The organism is Pseudomonas maumuensis (assembly GCF_019139675.1).
In the GTDB taxonomy this organism is placed as follows: Bacteria; Pseudomonadota; Gammaproteobacteria; order Pseudomonadales; family Pseudomonadaceae; genus Aquipseudomonas; species Aquipseudomonas maumuensis.
The window spans coordinates 82,747-108,942 of record NZ_CP077077.1 but is presented as its reverse complement, the minus strand read 5'-3'; the positions used below and the strand labels follow the sequence as shown (position 1 = coordinate 108,942).

The window sequence follows — 26,196 nt, the reverse complement described above, 5'->3', positions numbered from 1 at the left end:
CCCGAAACAGATGTGGGAGCCGGCTTGCCGGCGATGCGCCGCGCGGGCGGCGCTCGATTTCACAAGCGCCGCAACTGTATCGCTGAACACTTTGAAGCCAGCATCCATATAAAACTGTACTACTGTACTGCTATATACCTCACTTCCTGCCGACCATTTCCCTGCCAACACCACAAAATCGCACCAAAAAAGTGCGCACCAGTACAGTTCCCTCAATAACCGGTGCAACAGTCGCTTTCAACAGTTAACTGGCCCATCACAATACACATGAACTGTACCTACTGTTCTGGACGAGAGAGGAGGAAGATGGGCACCAGTTAAATCACTCCCTAATGCCGCCACAAGCGGAAGGATGACACATCATGGAACGTACCCTCAGTTCCGACCTGGTTTTCGAAAACGCCCAAGCTTCCAACGCCGCCCTGCCGCTGCGCGTCCTGTCCACCCTGGTACTGTGGCAGCGCCGCATGGCCAGCCGCCGCCAACTGGCGCGCCTGGACTCCCGCCTGCTGGCGGACGCCGGTATCAGCGAGTCGCAGCGCTACGAAGAGCTGAGCAAGCCTTTCTGGCGCTAAGCGCCGGCCGCCGGCCCAGGCCGGCACCGTGAATTCTCAAGAACCCGCCGCAGGCAACTGCGGCGGGTTTTTTGTTTTAAGCCGCGCAGTAGAGCACTTGCGTACGCAAACATAACAGTTTTATAGAATTGAAAATCTATAGATACAGTTACGATTTGATCCGTTTTTCGCGCCCAGGCGTCAGAACCGCCGCGTGATACGCTTGTCTTACGCGCCTGGCACTTAAAGTACCGTGACGAGCCAAGCGAGCGTCCGATAACCAGAACCACCCTTGACCCTGTGCAGGAGTCCACCAACATGTCCCGTTATCAACTGATTGGCGCCGCCTTGCTGCTGTCCCTCGCCGGTGCCGCCAACGCCACCAGCTTCGTCGTCACCACCGACGCCGTCGTCGGCGCCGTAGCCGCCTCGACCGACGCCACGTCCGATATCTCCTCCTCGTTCCGCGACGACAAGATCGTCAAGGCCGCCCGTGACGATGCCGCCAGCTTCGTCGGCAGCGATGGCGCCATCCGCGGTGCCAAGCTGGAAAGCGCATTCGTGCATATCCGCCAGCAGTTGCCGGCCCTGCAAGCCAGCGATGCGCAGCTGGCGCGCGCCATCCTCGCTATCTGACCCTGCCCTTGCCCCGGATTCACTGGCCCCGAGCCGTGCATCCGGGGTAGCCTTCGCAGCCCGAGACAATCGCCACTTCCAGAGCCCATGCGTTACCTATTGCTTTCCTTTGCCGCCCTGGCCTGCATAAACAGCGCCCAGGCGATGGATGCCACTACCCAGAGCCTGGTCATCACGGGCTACGTCACCAGCCAGGTCACGGCCGCCCCCTTCGACCGCAAACGGATCGTCGCGGCCCGTGACGATGCCGCCGTGTTCGTCGCCAGCGACGGGCTGATCCGTGGCGCCCGCCTGGAGGCGGCGTTCGACGCCCTGCGCCAAGGCTGCGCCCGGCACTCTGTCGGCGACCGTGAACTGGCCGAGGCGATTCTCGTCCAATAACTACACCCGCTCCCTTGCATTTCCGGAGATGCTCCATGCGTAAACCGCTGATCGCCGCCACCCTCGGCATGCTGCTGCTCGCCGACCTGGCCCAGGCACACACCCTGGTGGCCACCAGCAACATCATCGTCCGCGCCTTTGGCCGTTCGATCGACTTCACCTCTGACACCACCACCTCGATCCGCGACTCGAAAGTGGTGCGTGAAGCCCACGACGACGCCGCCAGCTTCGTCGCCAGCAATGGCGACATCCGCGGTGCGCAGCTCGAAGCCGCCTTCGACACCTTGCGCGCTCGCGTGCCCGAAGCCCGCGACGCCAGCGACCAGGTGCTGGCCGAAGCCATCCTCGCCCTGTGAAGCGCATGCGTGCCTGGCTGCTGGGCTGCGCCCTGACGCTGCTTGGCACGCCCGCCCTGGCCGATCTGCAGCTGGTGCTGCAGACCGACGGCCTCGACCCTTCGCAACAGCAGGCCAGCCAGGTGCTGCTCGACGAAGCCATGGCCAAGCTGCCACCGCGCTTCAAGCAGCAGCTCGACCGGCAGATCCTGGTCAGCTGGACCTCGCGCATGCCCGAGGATGCCTATGGCCAGGCTTCGCCGGTCGCCAGCCTGGATCTCAACCGGCGCCTGCTGCCGGGCCTCGTAGACGGCAGCGCCGTCCGCGAGAAGACCAACCGCCCCCATGGCACGGTCCGTGAAGAACTGCTCGCCACCGTGCTCCACGAGCTGACCCATATCTATGACCGCGCCCGCCTGTGGCCGCAGGCCGAGCGCCAGCTGATCAGCCGCTGCAAGCGCCAGCAGGGCGCACTTGGCAAGGTCGGCCTGCCGCAGGACTGTCGCGGCCAGGCCGAACGCCGCTTCACCTTGAGCGACGACCCGCGCCTGCTGGACCTGGCCGGCTGGCCGCAGTACGTCGGCCGGCGCGGCGAGCGAGAGCAGCACAACGGCCAGCTGGTGCGCAGCCCGGATCCCTACGAGCTGAGCAGCCCGAAGGAGTTCGTCGCGGTCAACATGGAGTACTTCCTCCTCGACCCGAGCTACGCCTGTCGCCGCCCGGCGCTGAACCAGTACCTGCGCGACCACTTCGACTGGGCGCCGCGCCAGGACGCCTGCGCCAAGGGCCTACCGTTCCTCAACGCCGGCAACGACTTCGCCCGCCAACCCTTGGGCGAGATCGACCCGGAGCGGGTCTACGAGGTCGACTACCTGCTGGCCGAGGCCAACCAGAACTGGGTCAGCCGCTGGGGCCACAGCATGCTGCGCCTGGTGATCTGCGCCCCGGGCCGCCCACGTGGGCCGGCCTGTCGCCTGGACCTCGACCAGAGCCTGGTGCTGTCATACCGCGCCTTCGTCAACGACGTGCAGCTGTCCAGCTGGGACGGCCTGGTCGGCGCCTACCCCTCGCGGCTGTTCGTGCTGCCGCTGGGGCAGGTGATCGACGAGTACACCAAGACCGAGCTGCGCAGCCTGGCCTCGGTGCCGCTTAAGCTCAGCCGCGCCGAGATCGAAAACCTGGTGCGCCAGGCCGCCGAGATGCATTGGAGCTACGACGGCAACTACTACTTCCTGTCCAACAACTGCGCGGTGGAGTCGCTCAAGCTGCTACGCAGCGGCACCGGTAATCCACGCCTGAACGACCTGGACAGCATCATGCCCAACGGCCTGCTCGAGGTCATGAAGGGCAGGGGACTGGCCGATACCAGCGTGCTCGACGATCCACGCGAAGCGCTGCGCCTGGGCTATCGCTTCGACTCTTACCGCGACCGCTACCAGGCCATGTTCGAGGTGTTGCGCAAGCAGCTGCCGATCAAACAGACGACGGTGGAAGACTGGTTGGCCCTGGAAGCCGAGCAGCGCCGCCAGTGGTTCGACCGCGCCGACCTGCGCACCAGCGCGGCCTTGCTGCTGCTCGAACAGGCCGGGCTGCGGCGCCAGCTGCTGCTGGCCCAGGATGAGGTCAAGCAACGCTACCTGAACGGACGGGCGCTCAAGGACGGCAGTTTCGACAAGGCCAACGAAACCTTGCAGGCGATGCTGGCCAACAGCGGCTTCCTCAGCCGCCCGGCGGAATTGCTCGGGGCAGGGGGCTACGGCCTGCCGCAGCCGGGCGAGCGCAAGCAACTGGAACAGGTGAGCAGCGAGCGCCAGGCGCAGCTGCTGCGCCTGAGCACCGATCTCGACCAGCAGGTGAGGGCGCTGCTGGGGCCCGAGCGGGGCCGGGAGATCAAGGCAGTAGAGGCCAATATCAAGCAGGTGGGCGAGCACCTGAGGGCGTTGCACAAGGCGGCCGGGGGGTTGCAGCTGCCCTAGTACATGGCAGGTCAGCCTCTATCGCCGGCAAGCCGGCTCCCACAAGGATCGCATAACCCTGTGGGAGCCGGCTTGCCGGCGATAGGGCCAGAAGAGGCAGCACAATACCCTACAGGTTTTCCTCGTCTTCCTCCGGCAACCCTTGATCCACCTGCAACCACGGCAACCGGCTCCCCACCCAGATATGCCGATTGGCCGGCACCCGCTCCGGGTGATCCAGCGTCGCCACGGTTACATCGATCGAATCCGGGCTATGGGTCGTCACCAGCGCCACGTGCGCCCCGCAACTGCCACAGAAATAGCGGCTACAGGTTTCCGGCGCCATGTAGCGCTGCGGTGAGCCCGCCAGCCACTGGAAAGCCTCGAAGGGCAGGGTGACCCAGGTCACCAGAGTGCCCCCGCTGACCCGCCGGCAGATCGAGCAATGGCAATGGGCGACATCGTCCAAGGCGCCCGACAAGCGATAACGCAGGGCACCGCAATGGCACCCGCCTTCCACGACATCCGACATCGAAACGACCTCCCGTCGCCTGGCACCAGCCGAAAGCTGGCTGAAAGCTTGCCCACATAGGATAGCGCCACCACCGGCAGCAGACCGGTCAGCCAGGGCACCCGGAAATTTCCGCGCCCGGCCCAATCAACAACAACAATGGTGATTCTGATGTTTTCCTGTGCCCGCCTTTTCGCAGTCCCCCTCCGCCTGCTCCTCGCGCAGCGCCTGACGCGCTGATCCGCCCGAATCGTCCTTCCTTTCGCCGCGCCACGCCTGGAGTACCGCCATGCTGACCTTCCTCGGCTTCGCCATGGTCATCACCTTCATGTACCTGATCATGACCAAGCGCCTGTCGGCCTTGATCGCGCTGATCCTGGTACCGATCCTGTTCGCCCTGTTCGGCGGCTTCTACAGCGACATCGGCCCGATGATGCTGCAGGGCATCAGCAAGCTCGCGCCCACCGGCGTGATGCTGATGTTCGCCATTCTCTACTTCGCCCTGATGATCGACTCCGGCCTGTTCGACCCGGCCGTGCGCAAGATCCTCAAGCTGGTCAAGGGCGACCCGCTGAAAGTCTCGGTCGGCACCGCGGTGCTGGCCCTGGTGGTGTCCCTGGACGGTGACGGCGCCACCACCTACATGATCTGCTGCGCCGCGATGCTGCCGATGTACAGCCGCCTGGGCATGAGCCCGCGGATCATGGCCGGCCTGATCATCCTCGCCGGCGGGGTAATGAACATGACCCCGTGGGGCGGCCCTACCGCGCGCGCCGCCAGCGCCCTGCACGTGGACCCTTCGGACATCTTCGTGCCGATGATCCCGGCCATGGCCTTCGGTGTGCTGGCGATCCTCGCCATCGCCTACTGGTACGGCCTGCGCGAACGTGCCCGCCTCGGTGAACTGCACCTGCCGACCGACGACATCGACCACAGCGAAATCAGCGTATCGCAGTTCCCGGAAGCCCGCCGGCCCAAGCTGCTGTGGTTCAACGGCGCCCTGACCGCCGCGCTGATGGTCGCGCTGATCGCCGGCGTGCTGCCGCTGCCGGTGCTGTTCATGATCGCCTTCAGCATCGCCATGATCGTCAACTACCCGTGCCTGCAGCAGCAGAAGGACCGCATCGCCGCCCACGCCTCCAGCGTGCTGGCCGTGAGCGGGTTGATCTTCGCCGCCGGCATCTTCACCGGCATCCTGTCGGGTACCGGCATGGTCGATGCCATGTCCAAGAGCCTGCTGGCGGTGATCCCGGAAGCGTTCGGCCCCTACATGGCGGTGATCACCGCACTGGTCAGCATGCCGTTCACCTTCTTCATGTCCAACGACGCCTTCTACTACGGCGTGCTGCCGGTGCTGTCGGAGTTCGCCAGCCACTACGGCGTCACCCCGGTGGAAATGGCCCGCGCGTCGATCGTCGGGCAGCCGGTACACCTGCTCAGCCCGCTGGTACCCTCCACCTACCTGCTGGTGGCCCTGGCCGGCATCGAGTTCGGCGATCACCAGCGCTTCACCCTCAAGTGGGCAGTGCTGGTGTGCCTGTGCATAATGTTCGGCGCACTGGCACTGGGGACTTTCCCGCTGTTCAGCAGTCTGTAATACAAGCGCCTCATCCAACCGCAAAGCGCCCGCCATCAGGGCGCTTTGCCTTTACCGCTCGAAGGAATACACATGGAATGGCTGACCAGCCCGGAAATCTGGGTTGCCTTTTTCACCCTCACCGCGCTTGAGATCGTGCTCGGGATCGACAACATCATCATGATCTCGATCCTGGTCAGCCGCATGCCCAAGCACATGCAACCGCGCACGCGGATCTTCGGCCTGGCCCTGGCCATGGTCACGCGGATCATGCTGCTGCTGTCCATCACCTGGGTCATGCGCCTAACCGATGACCTGTTCCATGTGCTGGGCGAGGGTATCTCCGGGCGCGACCTGATCCTGTTCTTCGGCGGCCTGTTCCTCCTGTGGAAAAGCTCCCAGGAGATCTACCACGGCCTGGAAGGCGAGGACGAAAACCCCGACGAGCCGAAAGGGGCAGGTGGCAAGTTCTTCTACACCATCATCCAGATCGCCATCATCGACATCGTGTTCTCGCTGGACTCGGTGATCACTGCGGTGGGCATGGTCTCCCACGTGCCGGTGATGATCGCCGCGATCATCGTCGCGGTACTGGTGATGATGCTCTGCGCCGGCACCATCAGCGACTTCATCGACAAGCACCCGTCGCTGAAGATGCTCGCGCTTTCGTTCCTGATCGTCGTCGGTACCGTGCTGATCGCCGAATCTTTCGATGTGCATGTGCCGAAGGGCTACGTCTACTTCGCCATGGCTTTCTCGCTGGCGGTGGAGGCGATCAACATCCGCATGCGCACGGCGATGGCACGCAAGAAGGGCAAGGAACACGATCCAGTGAAACTGCGCAAGGACATCCCGGGTCAATAAACCCAGGAAGCGCAGAAAGACAAAGGGCCCTTCGCAGGGCCCTTTTTGCGTTCTGGCCTGTGCTAGCGCATGTTTCAAATAGGTTTCACCCATGCCAAGCTGGCGCCAGCCACGCAAAACAACTAAAGCTTCAGTGAGCACTGGAAAAAACAGCCCACCCCCGGGCCAGGCTCACCGCTGCACCCATTGGCCCCGCCCAGGGGCATAGAAGAAAAGGGGGCCCGACCATGCTGACCCTGCTCAATCTGCTCTCCGCCGTGGCGTTGCTGGTGTGGGGCACCCATATCGTGCGTACCGGCATCCTGCGGGTCTATGGCTCGAACCTGCGCCGGGTGCTCGGCCAGAACATGAACAAGCGCCCGCTGGCCTTCATCGCCGGGATCCTGGTCACCGCCATGGTGCAGAGCAGCAACGCCACCGCCATGCTGGTCACCTCGTTCGTCGGCCAGGGCCTGATGGCCATGACCCCGGCCCTGGCGATCATGCTCGGCGCCGACGTCGGGACCGCGCTGATGGCGCGGGTGCTGACCTTCGACCTGTCCTGGCTGTCGCCGCTGCTGATCTTCCTCGGGGTGATCTTCTTCCTCTCGCGCAAGCAGACCCGCGCCGGCCAGCTGGGCCGCGTCGGCATCGGCCTGGGCCTGATCATCCTGGCGCTGCAACTGATCGTCCACGCCGCCGCGCCGATCACCCACGCCCAAGGGGTGAAGGTGCTGTTCGCCTCGCTGACCGGCGATATCCTCCTCGACGCCCTGATCGGCGCGCTGTTCGCCATGGTTTCCTACTCCAGCCTGGCGGCCGTGCTGCTCACCGCGACCCTGGCGGGCGCCGAAGTGATCAGCCTGCCGGTGGCCATCGGCCTGGTGATCGGCGCCAACATCGGCAGCGGCCTGCTGGCCTTCCTCACCACCAGCCTGCAGAACAGCGCCGGGCGCCGGGTGGCGCTGGGCAGCCTGCTGTACAAGGTGATCGGCCTGCTGCTGATCATCCCGGTGCTGCACCCGCTGGTGGAATGGATGGACAGCCTGAGCTTCAGCCCGCAAGAACTGGTGATCGGCTTCCACCTGCTCTACAACACTTTGCGCTGCCTGCTGATGCTGCCAACGGTGAAACCCATGGGCCGCCTGTGCAGCTACCTGCTGCCCGAACGCGACAACGGCAACGGCCACCATCAGCCACGCCACCTGGACCCGACCGCGTTGAACACCCCCAGCCTGGCGCTGGCCAACGCCGTGCGCGAGACCCTGCGCCTGGGCGATATCGTCGACAGCCTGCTCGAGGCCATGCTTGGCGCCCTGCGCGGCACCCAGACAGCCTTGCCGCAACAGGTCCGGGCCCTCGGGGAGGATGCCGAGGCGCTGTACAACGCCATCAAGCTGTACCTGGCGCAGATGCCCCGTGAAGACCTCGCCGAGCAGGACAACCGGCGCTGGGCGGAGATCATCGAGCTGGCGATCAACCTCAAGCTGGCCAGCGACCTCATCGAGCGCATGCTGCGCAAGGTACAGCAGCAGAAGACCTCGCAACGCCGGGAGTTCTCCCAGGTCGGCCTGGAGGAACTGACCGGCCTGCAGGAGCAGCTGCTGGCCAACCTGCGCCTGGGCCTGTCGGTGTTCCTCAGCGCCGACCCGCAGAGCGCGCACCAGCTACTGCGCGAGAAACGCCGCTTTCGCGCCCAGGAACGGCGCCTTGCCCACGCCCATGTCAGCCGCCTGCAACGTAAAGTGGTGCAGAGTATCGAGACCAGTTCGCTACACTTGGAGCTGATTGCCGACATGAAACGTTTGAACTCTTTGTTCTGCAGCAGTGCCTATGTGGTACTGGGCGGCACCGACACCGGCGGGCTGATGCTCGACAGCGTGCCGGACGAAGCCCGCCAGCCTTGAGCCAAGACACCCCGGAGACCGAAGCTCGCCCATGCGTTGCCTGTTGTTCGTTTGCCTGCTGATCTGCAGCCTGCCCACGCTCGCCCTCGACCGCTCGCGGGTCGAGGGCTACCTGTTGCCCAACGGCCTGCAGGTGATCCTCAAGTCCGGCTACGAGCGCGACCATGTGTCGATCCGCCTGGTGGTAGGCGTGGGCCTGGACGACTTCGACTGTGACCAGCGCGAGCTGCCGCACCTGCTCGAGCACCTGCTGTTCAGCGGTATCGACGAGACGGGCGAGGGCGGCCTGGAGGAGCGCATCCAGGCCCTGGGCGGGGAGTGGAACGCCTTCACCAGCAGCGCCGACACCACCTTCGTCATCGAAGCCCCGGCGCGCAACCAGCGCAAGGTGCTCGACCTGCTGCTGGCGGTGGTCCGCGACACCCACATCGACGCCAAGGCGCTGGCCACCGCGAAAAAGATCATCGAACGCGAGGACGGTGGCCATTACGGCCGCCTGCAGCGCTGGCTCGATCGCCAGGACATCGGCCACCCAGCCAGCGACCAATTGGCCACCGAACTGGGCTTGAAATGCCCCGAGCGCTCCAACCTCGACGACATGACGCTGGAACAGGTCCAGCAGTTGCGCGAGCACTGGTATGTGGCCAACAACATGTCGCTGATCGTCGTCGGCGGCCTCGACCGCCTGCTGCCAGCCTACCTGGAACGCACCTTTGGCGAGCTGCCGGCGACCGAGCCCGAAGAGCGCCGCAACCTCGAAAGCATCAGCCAGCAGGCCGAGCAGCGCCGCGACCTGACCCGCGGCTGGCTGGGCGACAGCGTCAAGCTGCACTGGCTGTTCATCGAGCCGACGCTGGAGGAGGGGCACGACCAGACCCTCGAGCTGCTGTCGCGCTACCTGGACTGGGCGCTGTACGACCAGTTGCGCCTGCGTCACGGGTTGTCCTACGGGCCGTCGGCACAACGCGAGAGCTTTGGCGACAGCGGGCTGCTAAGCCTGAATGCCGACCTCGAGCGCCAGGACCTCGACAAGGCACTCAAGGTACTCGAGCAGTTGTTCGACCACCTGCGCAAGCATGGCCTGGACCCGGACACCTTCGCCCGCATCAAGGAGGCGGCAATTGCCCGGGAGAGTTGGACCACCCAGGGCAACCCGGCGCTCGCCGACTACTACTGGGGGGCGCTCAACGCCTACGAGGACGGGCGTTTCACCGACCCGGTGCGAGAGCTTCGCCAGGTCAGCCTGAAACAGGCCGATGCGGCGCTGCGCGAGCTGCTCAAGGAGCCAGGGTACCTGCGCATCGAAAAGCCGTTGCTGGGGTATGACGAGCTGTATGGGTTGGTGGCGTTGTTGCTGGGGTTGGTCCTGGCGGTCGGGCTGATCCGCCGGCGCGGGCCACGCGCCAAGCCCAGCGGTGCTACACGGGCGCCTTGATTCGGCGGTATCCTGTAAACCTTTCGCTAGCGCTCATCGCGGGCTTGCCCCGCGATGAAGCCGGCACAGCCATCCACCGCTCCCTGTTGCTTGCCTCATGCCCCCACTCCCCAGCTTCATCCTGCGCATCATCGAGCTGCTCAAGCGCTACCCCGGCATCATCGCGCTCTACGGTTTCCTCTCGGGCATCGGCAGCTTCATCCTGGTCGACCGCCAGGCCGGTCTGGCCAGGTGGATCGCCATCGCGATGCTGGTCAGCTGGGTCTGGCTGATGCTGGAGAACACCCTCACCGAGCTGTTCGCCCGCACCTTCAAGCGCGAGATCCCGCAACCGCTGCTGCGCTTCGCGACGCAGATGATCCACCAGGAAAGCCTGTTCTTCGTCCTGCCGTTCTTCTTCATCACCACCACCTGGAACAGCGGCCAGCTGATCTTCACCGGCCTGCTCGGCGCCGCCGGGCTGATCTCGATCGTCGACCCGCTGTACCACAAGTGGCTGGCGCCAAGGCGCTGGCTGTTCTTGGCGCTGCACACCCTGACGCTGTTCGCGGCCATGCTTACGGCATTGCCGATCATCCTTCATCTGACTACCGCGCAAAGTTTCAAGCTGGCACTGATAGCCGCCATGGCGCTGTCGTTCCCAAGCCTGGCCAGCAGCTTCCCGATCAACAACTGGCGTCGGGGCGTGGCCCTGGTGCTGGTGACCCTGGCGGTGGGCGGCGGCGGCTGGCTGCTGCGCTCCTGGGTGCCGCCGGCCACGCTGTGGATGACCGACGTGGCGATCAGCACCGAAGTGCTCAATCGTCAGCCGGGTTCGTCGCTGGAGGAAGTGGCGGCCAGCCGCATCCGCAGTGGCGGGCTGTATGCCTACACCGCCATCAACGCGCCGCGCGGGCTGAACGAGCGCATCTACCATGTGTGGCAGCTCGACGGCAAAGAGGTCGACCGCATCGCTCTGGACATCCACGGCGGGCGCAAGGAAGGCTACCGCGCCTGGACCCACAAGCAGAACTTCCCGCCCAACCCGGTGGGCAAGTGGCAGGTGAGGGTGCTTACCGAGGACGGGCAGGTGATCGGGGTGTTGCGCTTCAAGGTGGTGGACTCCTGACAAGATCGCGGGGCAAGTCGCATCGGCGCACCGCCGCTCCCATAGCCATGATTCTGGTGGGAGCGGGCTTGCCCCGTGATGGGCTATGATCTGAGTCGCCGATTCCCCAGTCAGATGCATGGAGCCTATGACCGCCCCGAGCGCTACCCTGGACACCCAGCAGCAGCCGACCCGCCTGCGCATCGTCGGCGACTGGACCCTGGCCCACTACACCGAGCTCAAGCGCGAATGCGAGCGCCTGGGCAGCCAGTATGGCGATGACACCCAGGTCGACCTCAGCCAGCTGGGCCGCCTGGACACCGCCGGCGCCTCGCTGCTGGCCGAACTGCTGGGCTCCGAACGCCTGTCGCGCTGCAGCGACGAACTCCCCGACGCCAGCCGAGCCTTGCTGAAGAACGTCTACTGCTCGGTGCAGGACTACTGCATCCCGGTCAAGGAACCGGAGCAGCCAGTGCTGCTGCTCCTGCTGGCGCGCATCGGCCGCGCCGTCGACCAGCTCTGGCAGGACACCAACCAGGTGCTGGGTTTCATCGGCCTGATCCTGCAGACCTTGTTCCTGCGCCTGTTCCAGCCGCATCGCTGGCGGGTCACCCCGGTGGTCGCGCACCTCGAGCAGACCGGCCTGGACGCCGCGCCCATCGTCGCCTTGCTGACCTTTCTGGTCGGCGCCGTTGTGGCCTTCCTGGGCGCCACGGTGCTGGCCGACTTCGGCGCAACCATCTTCACCGTCGACCTGGTGGCGTTCTCCTTCCTGCGCGAGTTCGCCGTGCTGCTGACCGCCATCCTCATGGCCGGGCGCACCGCCAGCGCGTTCACCGCGCAGATCGGCTCGATGAAGGCCAACGAAGAGATCGACGCCATTCGCACCCTGGGCCTTAACCCGATCGAGCTGCTGGTTGTGCCCCGAGTGCTGGCACTGTTGATCGCGTTGCCATTGCTGACCTTCGTCGCGATGCTCTGCGGCATGATCGGCGGCGCGGTGGTCTGCGCCCTGACCCTGGACATCTCGCCGGCCATGTTCCTCTCGCTGCTGCAGAGCGACATCGGCGTGCAGCATTTTCTCGTAGGCATGGCGAAGGCGCCGTTCTTCGCTTTCCTGATCGCCGCCATCGGCTGCCTGGAAGGCTTCAAGGTCAGCGGTAGCGCCGAGTCGGTGGGTGCCCACACCACCTCCGCCGTGGTGCAATCGATCTTCGTGGTCATCGTGCTGGACGCGGTGGCCGCGCTGTTCTTCATGGAGATGGGCTGGTGACTGAAGCCGTGATCGAAGCCCGGGGCCTGTGCAACCGCTTCGGCAGCCAGAGCGTGCATGAACAACTCGATCTGGATCTGTACCGCGGCGAGATCCTCGCCGTGGTCGGCGGTTCGGGCAGCGGCAAGTCGGTGCTGCTGCGCAGCATCGTCGGCCTGCGCCGGCCCAATGAAGGTACGGTCAAGGTATTCGGCCAGGACCTGGCCACGCTCGACGAAAACCAGCGCTCGCTGGTCGAACGCCGCTTCGGCGTGCTGTTCCAGAAGGGCGCGCTGTTCTCCTCACTGACCGTTACCGAGAACGTCGCCCTGCCGCTGATCGAGCATGCCGGGCTGTCACGGGCCGACGCCGAGCACCTGGCCGGGGTCAAGCTGGCATTGGCCGGGCTGCCGATCAGCGCTGCCGACAAGTACCCGGCCTCGCTGTCCGGCGGCATGATCAAGCGCGCCGCCCTGGCCCGCGCCCTGGCCCTGGACCCGGACATCCTGTTCCTCGACGAGCCCACCGCCGGCCTCGACCCGATCGGCGCCGCCGCCTTCGACCAGTTGATCCTCACCCTGCGCGACGCCCTGGGCTTGTCGGTGTTCCTCATCACCCACGACCTGGACACCCTCTACACCATTACCGACCGAGTGGCGGTGCTGTCGCAGAAGAAGGTGCTGGTAGCCGGGCCCCTGGCCGAGGTCGAGCAGACCGTTGATCCCTGGATTCACGAATACTTTCACGGCCCGCGTGGCCGGGCGGCCGAAGACGCCGCCCTGCGCGCCCGCCAGGAGCGCTGAACGATGGAAACCCGAGCTCATCATGTCCTGATCGGCCTGGTCACCGTGCTGGTGGTGGCCGGCGCCATGCTGTTCGGCCTGTGGCTGACCAAGTCCAGTGTCGACGACGCTTTCAAGGACTACGAAGTGGTGTTCAACGAGGCGGTCTCGGGCCTGTCCCGCGGCAGCCCGGTGCAGTACAACGGCATCAAGGTCGGTGATGTCAGCAGCCTGCGCCTGGACCCGAAGGATCCGCGCCGGGTCCTGGCTCGCGTGCGCCTTAGCGGCGACACGCCGGTCAAGGAGGACACCCAGGCCAAGCTGACCCTGGCGGGGGTGACCGGCAACTCGTTCATCCAGCTCAGCGGCGGCACGCCGCAAAGCCCGGAACTCAAGGGCAAGGACGGCAAGCTGCCGGTGATCGTCGCCTCGCCATCGCCAATCTCGCGCCTGCTCAACGACAGCAGCGACCTGGTGACCAACATCAACCTGCTGCTGCACAACGCCAACCAGATGTTCTCCTCGAGCAACATCGAGCGCCTCAGCAATACCTTGGCCAACCTCGAGCAGACCACCGGCGCCTTCGCCAACCAGAAGGGTGGGATTTCCGAGGCCATCGAACAGCTGGCCCAGGTCGGCAAGCAGGCCAATGCCACCCTGGCCGAGACCCAGGCCCTGATGCGCAATGCCAACGGCCTGCTGGGCACCCAGGGCAAGCAGGCCATCGGCAGCGCCGAGCAGGCCATGCAGTCGCTGGCCGCAAGCACCGCGACCATCAACAGCCTGTTGCAGGACAACCGCCAGTCCCTGGACGACGGTGCCCAGGGCCTGAACCAGATCGCCCCGGCGATCCGCGAACTACGCGAGACCCTCAACTCGCTCAAGGGCATCTCCCGGCGCCTGGAAGCCGACCCCAGCGGCTACCTGCTGGGCCGCGACAACAACAAGGAGTTCCAGCCATGAAGCTGTCGCTGCGCCTGGCCGCACTCGTTACCGCCCTGAGCCTGGCTACGGCCTGCTCGATCCTGCCGCAGTCCGAGCCTGTGGATATCTATCGCCTGCCGGTGAGCCAGACCACCCGTAGCGCCGCGCCGCTGGACTGGTCGCTGCGCCTGAACAAGCCACTGGCCAGCGAAGCGCTGGCCGGGCCGCGTATCGCGGTCATTCCCCAGGGGAATGTGATCAGCAGCTACAAGGGCGCCCGCTGGAGCGACCCGACGCCGATGCTGGTGCGCAATCGCCTGCTCGACGGCTTCCAGCGCGATGGCCGAGTGCAGCGCCTGAGTGCCGACGACAGCAACCTGCAGGCGGACTACGAGCTGGGTGGCGAACTGCAGGCGTTCCAGAGCGAGTACCGCCCAGGCGGGGCGGTGGAGGTGGTGATCCGCTACGATGCCCGGCTGGTGCAGGGCCGCAGCCAGCGCATCCTCGCGAGTAAACGCTTCGAGGTACGCCAGCCGCTAGGCAGCCAGCAAGTGCCGGCGGTGGTCGCCGGCTTCGGTACGGCCAGCGACCAGCTGGCGCGCCAGGTGATCGACTGGACCGTCAGCCAGGCTCAGGCAAAGAACCAGTAGCAGACGAAGATCGCCGCGATCACCCCGGACAGCTCGGCCAGCAGCGCGCAGCCCACCGCATGGCGCACGCGCTGGATACCCACCGCGCCGAAGTACACCGCCAGCACGTAGAAGGTGGTTTCGGTGCTGCCCTGGATGGTCGCCGCCACCAGCGCCGGGAAGCTGTCCACGCCCTGGGTCTGCATGGTCTCGATCAACATCGCCCGCGCCGCGCTGCCGGAGAACGGCTTGACCAGCGCCGTGGGCAGGCCCTCGACGAAGCGCGTATCCAGGCCCATCCAGGTCACCGCATGGCGGATGCCGTCGAGGGCCAGTTCCAGGGCGCCGGAGGCACGCAGCACGCCCACGGCCACCAGCATCGCCACCAGGTAGGGCAGCAGCCCCTTGGCCACGTCGAAGCCCTCCTTGGCGCCTTCGACGAACGCCTCGTACACCTGAACCCGGCGCAACGCGCCGATCACCAGGAACAGAATGATCACGCCGAACAGCGTCAGGTTGCCCAGGATCGACGACAGGCTGGCCAGCGCGGCGGCTGACAGCGTACCGAGGAAGGCCATGAAACCGCCCAGTAACAAGGCTCCCGGGATCAAGTAGGCGAGCACCACCGGATCCCACAGGCGTAGGCGCTGCATCACCGCCACCGACAGCAGGCCGACCAGGGTCGAGCAACTGGTGGCCAACAGGATCGGCAGGAACACCATGGTTGGATCGGGCGCGCCCTGCTGGGCGCGGTACATGAAGATGGTCACCGGCAGCAACGTCAGCGACGAGGCGTTGAGTACCAGGAACAGGATCTGCGCGTTGCTCGCCGTGGTGCTGCTGGGGTTGAGCTCCTGCAGCGAGCGCATGGCCTTCAAGCCGATGGGCGTGGCGGCGTTGTCCAGGCCCAGGCCGTTGGCGGCGAAGTTCATGGTGATCAGGCCCAGGGCAGGGTGGCCCGGCGGTACCTCCGGCATCAGCCGGGCGAACAGCGGCCCGAGGACCTTGGCCAGCCATTCGACGATACCGGCCTTCTCGGCAATCTTGAGAAAACCCAGCCACAGGGTCAGGGTGCCGAACAGCAGGACCATCACCTCTACCGAGAGCTTGGCCATGGCGAAGATGCTCTCGACCATCGCGGCGAAGATGCCGGCATTGCCGCCCACCAGCCATTGGCCCAGGGCGCTGATGGCCGCAATCAGGAAAAAGCCGAGCCAGAGGCCGTTGAGCATCCGTGTGTTCCCCCGTGAAAAATGCCCGAATGATAGCGCAATCAACGTGCGCGCTGTTGGGGGCGCTTCGCACCCCATCGCCGGCAAGCCGGCTCCCACACGGGTATCGCAAATCCCTGTGGGAGCCGGCTTGCCGGCGATGGGGCCAGTGTGGGTAACACGGCCGCGGTCAACTTCCAGACAACAAAAAGCCCCGACAAAGTCGGGGCTCTTGGTTCAGCTCAGCGGCTTACTGGTTGACGGTCTTGCCCGCCACCACGGCCTCTTTCTTGCCTTTTTCCAGCACCAGCGACTTGTAGTACGCCTCGCCTTTCTCGGCGTCGTACATACCCTGCCACTTGGCGATGACCACTGCGGCCAGGGCGTTGCCGACCACGTTCAGCGCGGTACGGGCCATGTCCATGATGCGGTCGACACCGGCGATGAAGGCCAGGCCTTCCAGCGGGATGCCCACGCTGCCCAGGGTGGCCAGCAGTACCACGAACGATACACCCGGCACGCCGGCGATACCCTTGGAGGTGACCATCAGGGTCAGCACCAGCAGCAGCTGCTGGCTCCAGGACAGGTCGATGCCGTACAGCTGGGCGATGAAGATCGCCGCGATGCTCTGGTACAGGGTCGAACCGTCGAGGTTGAACGAGTAGCCGGTCGGGACCACGAACGAGCAGATCGACTTCGGCGCACCGTACTTCTCCATCTTCTCGATCACGCGCGGCAGCACGGTCTCGGAGCTGGAGGTGGAGTAGGCGAGGATCAGCTCATCTTTCATGATGCGCATGATCTTGATTACCGAGAAGCCGAACAGGCGAGCCACCAGGCCCAGCACCATGAAGGCGAAGAAGGCGATGGCGAAGTACACCAGCAGCACCAGCTTGGCCAGCGGCAGCAGCGAGCTGAAGCCGAAGTTGGCGACAGTCACGGCGATCAGGGCGAACACACCGATCGGGGCGTAGTTCATGATCATGTGGGTGACCTTGAACATGGTCTCCGACACGCCCTGGAAAGTACGCACCAGCGGCTCACGCAGGTCGGCGTTGAGGCTCGACAAGCCCATGCCGAACATCACCGAGAAGAAGATGATCGGCAGCATCTCGCCACGCATCAGCGCCGCGAAGATGTTCGACGGGATCAGGTTGAGCAGGGTCTCGATGAACGCGTGCTCATGCTGCACCTCGGCCGCGGTGGCCTGGTACTTGGAGATGTCGACGGTGCCCAGGGTGCTCATGTCGATGCCGGCACCCGGGTGGAACACGTTGGCCAGGACCAGGCCGACCACGATGGCGATGGTGGTCACCACCTCGAAGTAGATGATGGTCTTCAGGCCGATGCTGCCCAGTTTCTTCGCGTCGCCAACCCCGGCGATGCCCACGATCAGCGACGAAATCACGATCGGGACGACGATCATCTTGATCAGGCGAATGAAGATGTCGCCGGCCGGCTGGAGGACGTTGCTGATCCACCATGCCTTTTCCGCACTGAAATGATTCAGTAGCGCGCCGACTGCAACGCCCAGCAACAGACCGATGACGATCTGCCAGGCGAGGCTCAGTTTTGCCTTCTTCATGTCGTTACCCTTTGTTGTAGTGGTCACGGGCACCTGACGGAAAGTCGCGTTCCAGAGCCTTTTAGTGCTTCTGGGCGGCTACATGTTCCGTTCCGGGCCCCTCTGTAAGGACACCGCGAGCGAGCATTTCTGGCGCTCGGGCCAAGGAAAAAGGCGGCAACTATTGCGACGTGGGCAGGGGCAGTCTAATGCCGGAAACGACTACCCCATGCCGAATCGGCATGAGACCGGAAGCCAAAATCGAGCATCGCCAAAGCCTTGATTTTCAACGTTCGGATTTCCGAACAAGGCCAATACGCCATTTTTCGGCAGATTTGGAGGTATGACAGGAGGGTGTTTGATGGCGTGTTCGACAATCCGAATGGCTGAAATGCCACGTGGCCTGACCTGTCGGACAACTAAAAAAAATTAGATATACGGTAGCGACAAAATGTGTCTGAACAGAAAAGTCACTCGTATAGAAGGAAGGAACCTCACAGGCGCTTCGGAAGCCAGATCGATTTCTTCATCCATTTCCGGACGTGGTCGACCTGCAACTTCCGATGCCACCCTCTCCTGACCCGGCCCACGACGGAGGCACTCCCTGTACCCCTAGGCCACTCCGACCCTGCATCGGTCAGAACCGCCCGGCCCCCTGGTCATGCGCCACCCCTCCTCGGGGCGGCGCATCATAGAAGCCTGAAAGATAAAAAGGTTCAGCTTCTATCGCGTTACAGTGCGCGACCGCTGGTCAGTACCAGTTCGGGTCGCGTTTGAGCTGCTCCTGCAGCAAAGCTTTCATGCCTTCGTCAGGCTTGCCCAGCCAGCGATAGTCCGCATGGCGGGTCGGTGATTTGTCCGCAGGCAAGCCCTCGGGCACTTCCACCAGCATGCCGTAGGCCTCGTCCTTATCCCAACTGAAGGCCACGACCAGGCGTTTGTAGGTGCATTTACCTTCAGACTCGCAGAGCGGGCCGACCAGATACTGGTCGCCGTCCTCGGTCACCGCCGACATCTGCTGCGCCGAGCTGCCGCTGAGGTTGATCACCCATTCAGGCAAACGCTCTTCTTTCTTTATCGTCTTCTGCCAGGTCTTCTGATACTCGGGGTCCGAACCAAGCAACTGGTTGACCCGCACCTGACCGTCATTGGCGGCCAGCGCCGACGCGCCACTTCCCAGCAGCAGCGCGACGGCCAAGGCCTTCGGGAGCATCCTGCTCATGGTCGTCAACCTCTACCGCGTCCGAAGAAGAAGGAGGCAACGAACAGCACCAGGAAGACGATGAACAAGATCTTCGCGATACCGGTCGCAGCGCCGGCGATACCGCCAAAGCCCAGTACCGCGGCGATGATGGCGATGATCAGGAAGGTAATAGCCCAACTCAGCATGATGTTTCTCCTTTTCTTGTACGAAATCGATCAGCAATGTCAGAACACCCAACGCTGCTGAGGCTCTACGCGTTCGAGAACGACGGGGGCAGTCTCGGCACTAGGCAGAGACTCGGCGGCCTTGACCAGAGTGCTGGCGTGGGTCGTCGCCCGCAGTTGTGTCAACAGCGCGGTCTGCGCGGCCACTTGCTCGGCCAGCCGGGCGGTCTGCCAGCTATGGTGAAACAGGCCGACCGCCAAGGTCAGCAGCAGGGCCATACCGAGGAACAGCAGTTGCTGCATGGGTACCACAGCGCTCTGCGTGCGGTTGACGTTGGGGCGATTCATGCCGGCTCCTCCTGCTGTACTTGTTATCCGTTCTTGGGAAGATCAGTGCAGCCTGCATGCCAGCCGTTATTTTTTTAAAAAATCCTTTTAAATCAAATAGATATGCAACATTGTCATCACTGGCAAGGACGTATCCTGCACGATGCCCGTCGTGGGGTCGTGCGATTTGCACGATCAGCCCTCCACTTTGGTCGCCACCTTCAGTAAATCGGCGTCGACGCCGCGTACCCCGACGATCTGCCTAGCGACGTCCACGGCAATGGCCTTCTGCTCACTGCTGACCACCTCGCCAGATAACCTGACCAGCCCTTCATCGCTGGCCACCTTGATGTTCAATCCGTCGAGATTGCGGCTGAAGCGGTAGCTGGCCTGGATCTTGTCGACGATCCAACTATCGCTGGGCTGCGGACCGTCAGGGGCATCAAGTGGCTTTTCCCGGGCCTTGGCCAAGGCCATGCTGTCCAGGCTGACGAGGTTGTTGACCAGGTACACTCCCTCAGTCGTGCGAGCCAGCACCCCGGCAAGCTCCTTGGCTTCGGGGCTGTCCACCTTGCCACGCAAAGTCACCACGCCTTCGCGGCTTTCCACTTCGATAGGGGCCTTCTCGGTGACCCGGCTCCACAGCAGTCGTGCGCGCACCACCGCAGCCAAGGTGACGTCCTCCAGACGCTGGGCGTAAGCGCGCAACTCCAGAGGCCTGTCCACCAGGCCGGGATCGATCCGCAGTTGGTTGTCCACCCGTTCGATACCGCGGGTGGCCAGGGCAACCTGCTCGGCCAATGCGCGCTCCACCGGATTCTCCACGTCACCCGAGAGCCTCGCCTGCTGGCCATCGACTTCTACCTTTATAGGGAACGGATTGAGCATGGGGTTAAGGGACAGGGCCGTCTGCAGGGCACCTTCCAGACGCGCATCCTGCACCGGGTCGGCCTGGGCCTGTGCGATCACCGACAAAGCACAGGCCGCCAACAAGGCCATTCGAGGGTAAATGGACATCAGCAAACCTCCTTTCGCATCACTCAACCCAAGACCGTCGCAACCCGCGTGCCAGCCATTTACTGACAATCAACTTCATATTTATCAGCCACTTAGCCATCATGAAGGCATACAGCTAGCATGCATGGAGCAGAATCAATCAGAATCGACCATGCAACTTGCCCGATTTTTCCGACACTAATTGAGATCAATCCCAAAGGAGCGCAGGAAATGGAATCAGCCCAGGACAACCAAGGCCGCATTCTGCTGGTGGACGACGAGTCCGCCATCCTGCGTACCTTCCGCTACTGCCTCGAGGACGAGGGCTATAGCGTGGCTACCGCCAACAGCGCCGCCCAGGCTGAGACCCTGCTGCAGCGCCAGGTGTTCGACCTGTGTTTCCTCGACCTGCGCCTGGGCGAGGACAACGGCCTGGACGTGCTGGCGCAAATGCGCATCCAGGCGCCATGGATGCGAGTGGTGATCGTTACCGCGCACTCGGCCATCGATACCGCAGTGGACGCGATCCAGGCCGGCGCCGCCGATTACCTGGTCAAGCCATGCAGCCCCGACCAACTGCGCCTGGCCACGGCCAAGCAGTTGGAAGTGCGCCAACTGTCGGCTCGCCTGGAAGCCCTCGAAGGTGAAGTACGCAAGCCCAAGGACGGCCTGGACTCCCACAGCCCGGCGATGATGGCGGTGCTGGAAACCGCCCGCCAGGTAGCGACCACCGATGCCAACATTCTCATCCTCGGTGAGTCCGGTACCGGCAAGGGCGAGCTGGCCCGCGCCATCCATGGCTGGAGCAAGCGCGCGCGCAAGGCCTGCGTGACCATCAACTGCCCTTCGCTGAATGCCGAGCTGATGGAAAGCGAACTGTTCGGCCATACTCGTGGCGCCTTCACCGGCGCCAGCGAAAGTACCTTGGGGCGGGTCAGCCAGGCCGATGGCGGCACGCTGTTTCTTGACGAAATCGGCGACTTTCCCCTCACGTTGCAGCCGAAACTATTGCGTTTCATCCAAGACAAGGAATACGAGCGGGTCGGCGACCCCGTCACGCGCAGGGCGGATGTACGAATCCTGGCGGCCACCAACCTCAACCTCGACGAGATGGTCCGCGAGAACCGTTTCCGTGAAGACCTCCTGTACCGGCTGAACGTCATCACCTTGCACCTGCCGCCCCTGCGCGAGCGCAGCGAGGACATCCTGACCCTGGCCGACCGTTTCCTGGCGCGCTTCGTCAAGGAGTACTCGCGCCCGGCCCGTGGCTTCAGCGACGAAGCGCGCGCCGCGCTGCTGAACTACCGCTGGCCGGGCAACATCCGCGAACTGCGCAACGTGATCGAGCGCGCCAGCATCATCTGTCCACAGGAACGTGTGGAGATCAGCCACCTGGGCATGGCCGAGCAACCCGCCGGCAACGCGCCGCGGGTCGGTGCGGCGCTGAGCCTGGACGAGCTCGAACGCGCCCATATCGGTGCGGTGCTGGCCACCAGCGACACCCTCGACCAGGCAGCCAAGACCCTGGGCATCGATGCCTCGACCCTGTACCGCAAGCGCAAGCAGTACAACCTATGAAATGGCCGATGAAGCTGCGCACACGGCTGTTCCTGAGCATCTCGGCACTGGTCACCGTGGCCCTGCTGGGCCTGCTGCTGGGATTGTTCAGCGTGCTGCAGATGGCGGCCCTGCAGCAGCGCGTGGTGCAGGACACCACCCAAACCCTCGAGTTAGCCCTGAAGTTGCGCCAGAACCTGGGCGAGCAACTCAACCTCATCCTCGATGAGGACACGGCCCCGAGCAATCTAGTCACCCTGCAGGAGCAGTTCCAGACACTGCTCAAACAGGGGCTGGAACAAGGCGGTGAGCGTACCGGCTTCAGCAAGGCCGCCAGCAACTACCAGGCGTTCGTCCAAGCTTATCGGCAGAGCCCGGCGCCGGCTCGCAGCATGGGCGTGGACCAGCCCCTCGGCGCCGCCTTCAACCAGGTGCGCACTGACCTGCTCGACTCGCACCGCCAGGCCGTGGAGCACATTACCCGCAGTGAAGAAGCATCGCGCGACCACGCCTTGCTCATCAGCGGCTTGCTCGGCCTGATGGGCCTGGTCGTGCTGGTCCTCGGCTTCATCACCGCACACAACATCGCCCGCCGCTTTGGCCAGCCGATCGAGGCGCTGGCCAAGGCAGCCGACCAGGTCGGCCAGGGCAACTTCGACGTCACCCTGCCAGTGACCCAGGCCACCGAGCTCAACCTGCTGACCCGCCGCTTCGGCCTGATGGCCGACGCCCTGCGCCAGCACCAGGCCACCAACATCGATGAGCTGCAGGCCGGACAGCAGCGCCTGCAGGCGGTGCTGGACAGCATCGACGATGGCCTGCTGATCATCGACCGCCAGGGGCGCCTGGAGCACCTCAACCCGGTGGCCCAGCGCCAGCTCGGTTGGGACCCGAGCCGTCTGGGCGTGAGCCTGGCCGAAGCCCTGCAGCGCCCCGAACTGGAGCAACAGCTACGTCAGGTGCTGCGCGGTGGCAGCCTGGACCGCCTGCCGGAAGACCTGAGCCTGGAGGTGGATGAAGAGACCAGATTGCTGACCTACAGCCTGACTCCGGTCAGCCACCCGGAAGGCCCTATTCTGGGCGCGGTGATGGTGTTGCATGATGTCACCGAACAGCGTGCCTTCGAACGGGTACGCAGCGAGTTCGTACTGCGCGCTTCCCACGAGCTGCGCACCCCCGTCACGGGCATGCACATGGCGTTCGGCCTGCTGCGTGAGCGCATCAGCTTCCCTCCCGAAGCACGGGAGAACGACCTGCTCGAAACCATAGCCGAGGAAATGCAGCGCCTCACCCAGCTGATCAACGACCTGCTCAACTTCTCCCGCTATCAAAATGGCCTGCAGAAACTCGAACTTGCTCCCTGCGTACTCGACGAGCTGTTCGAACGTGCCCAGGCGCGTTTCGCCGAACAAGCCTCGGGCAAGCAGATCGAGATTGTCCGCGAGCTGGAGCCACCACTGCCGCGCATCCAGGCCGACGTTGCGCAGCTCGACCGGGTGCTCGACAACCTGTTGCACAACGCCCTTCGCCACACCGGCAGCGGCGGGCGTATCCGCCTGCACGCACGGCGTCATGCCGAGCGCGTGATCATCAGCGTCGAGGATAACGGCGAGGGCATCGCCTATGGTCAGCAGGGCCGGATCTTCGAACCGTTCGTACAGGTGGGCCGCAAGAAGGGCGGGGCCGGGCTTGGCTTGGCGCTGTGCAAGGAAATCGTGCAGTTGCATGGCGGACGAATGGGGGTATTCTCGCGACCGGGGCAGGGCACGCAGTTCTACATGGCGCTGCCGGTTTGACATGGCGCTGCCAGGAGCACGCCAGCCTCAAGGCTCATCATCGATCCGCCGCCCAGCCACACGCCGCCCGCGGGTAATCAACTCGGCAAACTGGCGGGCGTTCAGCGGATGGGCAAACAGCCAACCCTGGCCGTAGTGGACGCCCTCGCTGTTCAGCAACACCGCCTGGTCTTCGCACTCGATACCCTCGGCGATCACCCGCAGATGCAGGTCATGGGCCATGCGGATGATGTGCGGCGCCACGCCGCTGCTGGCGGCGTCATGGCCCAGGGCGTCGATGAACGACTTGTCGATTTTCAGGCAGTCCACCGGCAGGGTCTGCAGGTAGGCCAGGCTGCAATAGCCGGTGCCGAAGTCATCGATCAGCACCTGGTGTCCGACGGCGCGCAGGGCTTGCAGGTTGTCCCGCGCCACCACAACATCGATCAGGCCACGCTCGGTCACCTCGAAGGCGATCTGGCTGGGGGCGACCCGATGGTGCGCCAGCAACCGGGCCGCCACCCGACCGATTCGCGGTGCCATGACGTCGCAAGCCGCCAGGTTCACCGAGATGTACAACTGGCGATTGGCGCGCAGCAGTTGCCCCAGTTGCTCGAGCACCCGCTGCAGGACGAAGTCGGTGATCTGTCGAATCTGGCCGGTATTCTCGGCCAGCGGAATAAACAGCTCCGGACTGGTCAGGCTGCCGTCCGGGCGGCGCCAGCGCACCAGCGCCTCGGCGCCGACGCAGCGGCGACTGTCCAGTTCGAAGATCGGCTGATACAGCACCTGGAGTTCGCCGCGACGCAATGCCTGCTGTAGCTCCGAACTCATCGAGCGGCGCTGCAGGATCAGTTGCAGCACCAGCCAGCCAATACAGCCAGCCAGTAGAAGGCTACCGGGAAACAGTAACCAGAGCAGGCCATTGAGCTTCAAAGGCAGGCTCGCTCGCGGCGCGATCAGCACCAACTGGTAATCCGGTGATTTGGTGGACATGCGATAGACCAGACGGTCGGGCAGTTCGATCAACGATTTGCCCTGCGCAGGCGGCCATTCGGTGGTCGGCGGCCAGGGTTGCGTCGGGCCCAGCACGGGTATCGCTCGCGTCCCACGATCCAGAACCACCAGTAGGCTGCCGCCGGGCGGCAGGTCGACCACGTCGGTGAGATGCCCACGCGACGTGGAAACCACGAACCGGCCCCGGCCCAGCATCAGGGCCGCGAGGTTCTCGTTCGGCTCCGTCGTGGTGTTGAGCCAGTAACTGTAGGTCGGACCTTGGATGTCGGGGCTGCGCAACGGCTCGATGATCCGTTCGCCACCGCGGTTCGAACAGGCTCGCGTGCCATCCACGTAAGACGCTTCATAAATGAAGCGCGACTTCAGCGCCACCTGCTGCAGTTGCGCCAGCATCTGCGGATCGCAGCCGCGCAGCGGCTGGGCCTGGAGCTGGTCCACGCCCTCGCGCAACTGCCCGAACACCTGCTCCAGACGCTCCAGGAACCGTTCGCCCTGGGCATTCATCTGCGCGCTTTCGCCCTGCTTCATCTGCTGCAAGGTCACGTTGACGCTAATCGCCAGCAACAGTGCGGCGCTGGCCAAAGCCGCGAGTACGGCCAACAGCCAGGGACGGTGGAAAAATTGACGCACCGAAGTGAAGAGGGCAAGCATGCGCGGCATCCAGTTGAATACCAAAGGTATAGCAACTGAATCGTAGCTTGGCGCAGCCGCTGGGCGTGTGGATCGGCCCGCGCTCGCACCAAGCGTCCGAAAAGCTCGGCTCAGCGCTTGCGGTTGAGTACCTGCAATATCGCCGCGGTCTGTGCATCCGGCGTGCCGTCGAAGAGCAGAGGGCGGAAACGCATCTGGAAGGCCGCGATCACATGCCGGGTAGCCACATCCAGCTCGCCGGTCTGCTCGATGGCGTAGCCAAAACGCGCCAGTTGCTGCTGGTACCAACTGATCGTCGGCGGGTTGGCCTCGAAATAGGCCTGCTGCCGCGCCACTGACGGCGCATCCGGCCAGATGCCCAGACCAGCGTCTGCCAGGCGCTTCCAGGGGAACAGCGGACCCGGATCGAGCTTGCGCAGCGGGGCGATGTCGCTATGACCAATGATGTGGCGCGGGTCGATGTTGTTGCGTTTGACGATGTCCTTGAGCAAGGCGATCAACGCCTGCACCTGAGCTTCGCTGTAAGGGTGCCAGACCCGCCCGGTCGGCGTGTCCATGTAGCCCTCGTTGACGATCTCGATACCGATGGAGCTGGAGTTGAGCCAGGTGCGGCCCTGCCACTGGCTGTCGCCGGCGTGCCAGGCGCGGCGGTTCTCGTCCACCAGTTGATAGACCGTGGCCGGACCGTCGCCGATGAGGTAGTGGCTGCTGACCTCGCCATGGGTCAGCAGGGCGAGGGAGCGCTCCAGCGACGCGTTGGTGTAATGCAGGACGACGAACTGGATGCGGCTGTCCTGATTGGCCGAGGGGTGGCTGCGGTCGATACGCAGGCCACTGGAACAGCCTGCCAGGGTCAACAGGAGCAGGGCGGTGAAAAGTCTTTTCATTGCGGGGAGCACGTCATTGAGTAGGCGACAACAGCG

At 64.3% G+C, this 26,196-nt stretch carries 25 protein-coding genes; 16 read left to right on the top strand and 9 right to left on the bottom strand.

Annotated features, from left to right (window positions below; genetic code table 11):
* Window positions 1-362: 362 nt before the first annotated feature.
* The 5 genes from KSS90_RS00535 to KSS90_RS00515 all read left to right on the top strand — a co-directional run bounded on the left by KSS90_RS00535 (window position 363) and on the right by KSS90_RS00515 (window position 3,882).
* The gene (locus KSS90_RS00535) at window positions 363-575 is read left to right on the top strand and encodes a DUF1127 domain-containing protein (protein WP_011531561.1); all 213 of its coding nucleotides are present in this window, start codon (window positions 363-365) and stop codon (window positions 573-575) included.
* Window positions 576-872: 297 nt separating this feature from the next.
* Window positions 873-1,190 (top strand): DUF2388 domain-containing protein, encoded by a 318-nt coding sequence (locus KSS90_RS00530; RefSeq protein WP_217867829.1) that lies wholly within the window; start codon window positions 873-875, stop codon window positions 1,188-1,190.
* A gap of 87 nt (window positions 1,191-1,277) precedes the next feature.
* Window positions 1,278-1,571 carry a DUF2388 domain-containing protein gene (locus KSS90_RS00525; RefSeq protein WP_217867828.1) on the top strand — a complete coding sequence of 98 codons (294 nt, stop codon included), beginning with the start codon at window positions 1,278-1,280 and terminating at the stop codon, window positions 1,569-1,571.
* Window positions 1,572-1,606: 35 nt separating this feature from the next.
* Entirely contained in the window at window positions 1,607-1,927 is a 321-nt protein-coding gene (locus tag KSS90_RS00520) for a DUF2388 domain-containing protein (RefSeq protein WP_011531558.1), read from the top strand.
* Entirely contained in the window at window positions 1,924-3,882 is a 1,959-nt protein-coding gene (locus KSS90_RS00515) for a DUF7844 domain-containing protein (RefSeq protein WP_217867827.1), read from the top strand. The genes KSS90_RS00520 and KSS90_RS00515 overlap by 4 nt, the downstream gene beginning before the upstream one ends.
* 109 nt (window positions 3,883-3,991) lie before the next feature.
* Here the strand turns inward: KSS90_RS00515 and KSS90_RS00510 are convergent, their stop codons facing one another.
* Complete coding sequence (locus tag KSS90_RS00510; protein WP_217867826.1) at window positions 3,992-4,393, bottom strand: GFA family protein; 402 nt, start codon at window positions 4,391-4,393, stop codon at window positions 3,992-3,994.
* A gap of 268 nt (window positions 4,394-4,661) precedes the next feature.
* Between KSS90_RS00510 and KSS90_RS00505 the strand changes: the two genes are divergently transcribed.
* The 9 genes from KSS90_RS00505 to KSS90_RS00465 all read left to right on the top strand — a co-directional run bounded on the left by KSS90_RS00505 (window position 4,662) and on the right by KSS90_RS00465 (window position 14,828).
* Window positions 4,662-5,969: a CitMHS family transporter gene (locus tag KSS90_RS00505; RefSeq protein WP_046853643.1), complete on the top strand. Its 1,308-nt coding sequence runs from the start codon at window positions 4,662-4,664 to the stop codon at window positions 5,967-5,969.
* Window positions 5,970-6,041: 72 nt separating this feature from the next.
* Complete coding sequence (locus tag KSS90_RS00500) at window positions 6,042-6,812, top strand: TerC family protein (RefSeq protein WP_023629725.1); 771 nt, start codon at window positions 6,042-6,044, stop codon at window positions 6,810-6,812.
* Window positions 6,813-7,039: 227 nt separating this feature from the next.
* A complete protein-coding gene (locus KSS90_RS00495; RefSeq protein ID WP_217867825.1) occupies window positions 7,040-8,698 on the top strand; it encodes a Na/Pi cotransporter family protein in 1,659 nt (552 codons plus the stop codon).
* 31 nt (window positions 8,699-8,729) lie between these two features.
* The gene (locus tag KSS90_RS00490) at window positions 8,730-10,133 is read left to right on the top strand and encodes a M16 family metallopeptidase (protein WP_217867824.1); all 1,404 of its coding nucleotides are present in this window, start codon (window positions 8,730-8,732) and stop codon (window positions 10,131-10,133) included.
* 97 nt (window positions 10,134-10,230) lie between these two features.
* Complete coding sequence (locus KSS90_RS00485) at window positions 10,231-11,241, top strand: DUF5924 family protein (RefSeq protein ID WP_217867823.1); 1,011 nt, start codon at window positions 10,231-10,233, stop codon at window positions 11,239-11,241.
* A gap of 118 nt (window positions 11,242-11,359) precedes the next feature.
* The gene (locus tag KSS90_RS00480; protein ID WP_217867822.1) at window positions 11,360-12,493 is read left to right on the top strand and encodes an ABC transporter permease; all 1,134 of its coding nucleotides are present in this window, start codon (window positions 11,360-11,362) and stop codon (window positions 12,491-12,493) included.
* Window positions 12,490-13,275, top strand: a complete 786-nt coding sequence (locus KSS90_RS00475; RefSeq protein WP_225933116.1) for an ABC transporter ATP-binding protein — start codon at window positions 12,490-12,492, stop codon at window positions 13,273-13,275. Before KSS90_RS00480 ends, KSS90_RS00475 begins: the two co-directional genes overlap by 4 nt.
* Before the next feature lie 3 nt (window positions 13,276-13,278).
* Window positions 13,279-14,217 carry an MlaD family protein gene (locus tag KSS90_RS00470; protein WP_217867821.1) on the top strand — a complete coding sequence of 313 codons (939 nt, stop codon included), beginning with the start codon at window positions 13,279-13,281 and terminating at the stop codon, window positions 14,215-14,217.
* Window positions 14,214-14,828, top strand: coding sequence for an ABC-type transport auxiliary lipoprotein family protein (locus KSS90_RS00465; protein WP_217867820.1), 615 nt, complete (start codon window positions 14,214-14,216; stop codon window positions 14,826-14,828). The genes KSS90_RS00470 and KSS90_RS00465 overlap by 4 nt, the downstream gene beginning before the upstream one ends.
* Here the strand turns inward: KSS90_RS00465 and KSS90_RS00460 are convergent.
* The 6 genes from KSS90_RS00460 to KSS90_RS00435 form a co-directional block, all read right to left on the bottom strand.
* Window positions 14,810-16,039, bottom strand: coding sequence for a nucleoside recognition domain-containing protein (locus tag KSS90_RS00460; RefSeq protein ID WP_046853634.1), 1,230 nt, complete (start codon window positions 16,037-16,039; stop codon window positions 14,810-14,812). The two genes, KSS90_RS00465 and KSS90_RS00460, sit on opposite strands and share 19 nt — an antisense overlap.
* A 229-nt stretch (window positions 16,040-16,268) precedes the next feature.
* Complete coding sequence (gene gltP, locus KSS90_RS00455; protein ID WP_023629390.1) at window positions 16,269-17,603, bottom strand: glutamate/aspartate:proton symporter GltP; 1,335 nt, start codon at window positions 17,601-17,603, stop codon at window positions 16,269-16,271.
* 730 nt (window positions 17,604-18,333) lie between these two features.
* Window positions 18,334-18,804 carry an inhibitor of vertebrate lysozyme family protein gene (locus KSS90_RS00450; protein ID WP_217867819.1) on the bottom strand — a complete coding sequence of 157 codons (471 nt, stop codon included), beginning with the start codon at window positions 18,802-18,804 and terminating at the stop codon, window positions 18,334-18,336.
* 5 nt (window positions 18,805-18,809) lie between these two features.
* The gene (locus KSS90_RS00445) at window positions 18,810-18,971 is read right to left on the bottom strand and encodes a DUF1328 domain-containing protein (RefSeq protein ID WP_008092060.1); all 162 of its coding nucleotides are present in this window, start codon (window positions 18,969-18,971) and stop codon (window positions 18,810-18,812) included.
* 39 nt (window positions 18,972-19,010) lie between these two features.
* Window positions 19,011-19,298, bottom strand: a complete 288-nt coding sequence (locus tag KSS90_RS00440) for a hypothetical protein (RefSeq protein WP_217867818.1) — start codon at window positions 19,296-19,298, stop codon at window positions 19,011-19,013.
* Window positions 19,299-19,472: 174 nt separating this feature from the next.
* On the bottom strand, window positions 19,473-20,294 hold the full coding sequence (locus KSS90_RS00435; RefSeq protein WP_217867817.1) for a BON domain-containing protein: 822 nt from the start codon (window positions 20,292-20,294) through the stop codon (window positions 19,473-19,475).
* Window positions 20,295-20,504: 210 nt separating this feature from the next.
* Here KSS90_RS00435 and algB point away from each other — a divergent pair, with 210 nt between their 5' ends.
* Entirely contained in the window at window positions 20,505-21,851 is a 1,347-nt protein-coding gene (algB, locus tag KSS90_RS00430) for a sigma-54-dependent response regulator transcription factor AlgB (RefSeq protein ID WP_046853630.1), read from the top strand.
* Window positions 21,848-23,626, top strand: a complete 1,779-nt coding sequence (locus KSS90_RS00425) for a KinB sensor domain-containing domain (protein WP_217867816.1) — start codon at window positions 21,848-21,850, stop codon at window positions 23,624-23,626. The genes algB and KSS90_RS00425 overlap by 4 nt, the downstream gene beginning before the upstream one ends.
* A gap of 27 nt (window positions 23,627-23,653) precedes the next feature.
* Here KSS90_RS00425 and KSS90_RS00420 read toward each other — a convergent pair whose 3' ends face one another.
* Together KSS90_RS00420 and KSS90_RS00415 are read right to left on the bottom strand one after the other, a co-directional pair.
* Window positions 23,654-25,273: an EAL domain-containing protein gene (locus tag KSS90_RS00420; protein WP_437180046.1), complete on the bottom strand. Its 1,620-nt coding sequence runs from the start codon at window positions 25,271-25,273 to the stop codon at window positions 23,654-23,656.
* 110 nt (window positions 25,274-25,383) lie between these two features.
* A complete protein-coding gene (locus KSS90_RS00415; protein WP_217867814.1) occupies window positions 25,384-26,160 on the bottom strand; it encodes an N-acetylmuramoyl-L-alanine amidase in 777 nt (258 codons plus the stop codon).
* Window positions 26,161-26,196: the final 36 nt, after the last annotated feature.

Bases quoted from the DNA above. Each gene is read 5' to 3' on its own strand.
- KSS90_RS00490 (WP_217867824.1), top strand. From the start codon at position 8,730: ATGCGTTGCCTGTTGTTCGTTTGCCTGCTGATCTGCAGCCTGCCCACG.
- KSS90_RS00415 (WP_217867814.1), bottom strand. From the start codon at position 26,160: ATGAAAAGACTTTTCACCGCCCTGCTCCTGTTGACCCTGGCAGGCTGT.
- KSS90_RS00445 (WP_008092060.1), bottom strand. From the start codon at position 18,971: ATGCTGAGTTGGGCTATTACCTTCCTGATCATCGCCATCATCGCCGCG.
- KSS90_RS00435 (WP_217867817.1), bottom strand. From the start codon at position 20,294: ATGTCCATTTACCCTCGAATGGCCTTGTTGGCGGCCTGTGCTTTGTCG.
- KSS90_RS00535 (WP_011531561.1), top strand. From the start codon at position 363: ATGGAACGTACCCTCAGTTCCGACCTGGTTTTCGAAAACGCCCAAGCT.
- KSS90_RS00495 (WP_217867825.1), top strand. From the start codon at position 7,040: ATGCTGACCCTGCTCAATCTGCTCTCCGCCGTGGCGTTGCTGGTGTGG.
- KSS90_RS00520 (WP_011531558.1), top strand. From the start codon at position 1,607: ATGCGTAAACCGCTGATCGCCGCCACCCTCGGCATGCTGCTGCTCGCC.
- algB (WP_046853630.1), top strand. From the start codon at position 20,505: ATGGAATCAGCCCAGGACAACCAAGGCCGCATTCTGCTGGTGGACGAC.
- KSS90_RS00530 (WP_217867829.1), top strand. From the start codon at position 873: ATGTCCCGTTATCAACTGATTGGCGCCGCCTTGCTGCTGTCCCTCGCC.
- KSS90_RS00470 (WP_217867821.1), top strand. From the start codon at position 13,279: ATGGAAACCCGAGCTCATCATGTCCTGATCGGCCTGGTCACCGTGCTG.
- KSS90_RS00505 (WP_046853643.1), top strand. From the start codon at position 4,662: ATGCTGACCTTCCTCGGCTTCGCCATGGTCATCACCTTCATGTACCTG.
- KSS90_RS00460 (WP_046853634.1), bottom strand. From the start codon at position 16,039: ATGCTCAACGGCCTCTGGCTCGGCTTTTTCCTGATTGCGGCCATCAGC.
- KSS90_RS00485 (WP_217867823.1), top strand. From the start codon at position 10,231: ATGCCCCCACTCCCCAGCTTCATCCTGCGCATCATCGAGCTGCTCAAG.
- KSS90_RS00465 (WP_217867820.1), top strand. From the start codon at position 14,214: ATGAAGCTGTCGCTGCGCCTGGCCGCACTCGTTACCGCCCTGAGCCTG.
- KSS90_RS00450 (WP_217867819.1), bottom strand. From the start codon at position 18,804: ATGAGCAGGATGCTCCCGAAGGCCTTGGCCGTCGCGCTGCTGCTGGGA.
- KSS90_RS00425 (WP_217867816.1), top strand. From the start codon at position 21,848: ATGAAATGGCCGATGAAGCTGCGCACACGGCTGTTCCTGAGCATCTCG.
- KSS90_RS00510 (WP_217867826.1), bottom strand. From the start codon at position 4,393: ATGTCGGATGTCGTGGAAGGCGGGTGCCATTGCGGTGCCCTGCGTTAT.
- KSS90_RS00420 (WP_437180046.1), bottom strand. From the start codon at position 25,273: ATGCTTGCCCTCTTCACTTCGGTGCGTCAATTTTTCCACCGTCCCTGG.
- gltP (WP_023629390.1), bottom strand. From the start codon at position 17,603: ATGAAGAAGGCAAAACTGAGCCTCGCCTGGCAGATCGTCATCGGTCTG.
- KSS90_RS00500 (WP_023629725.1), top strand. From the start codon at position 6,042: ATGGAATGGCTGACCAGCCCGGAAATCTGGGTTGCCTTTTTCACCCTC.
- KSS90_RS00480 (WP_217867822.1), top strand. From the start codon at position 11,360: ATGGAGCCTATGACCGCCCCGAGCGCTACCCTGGACACCCAGCAGCAG.
- KSS90_RS00440 (WP_217867818.1), bottom strand. From the start codon at position 19,298: ATGAATCGCCCCAACGTCAACCGCACGCAGAGCGCTGTGGTACCCATG.
- KSS90_RS00525 (WP_217867828.1), top strand. From the start codon at position 1,278: ATGCGTTACCTATTGCTTTCCTTTGCCGCCCTGGCCTGCATAAACAGC.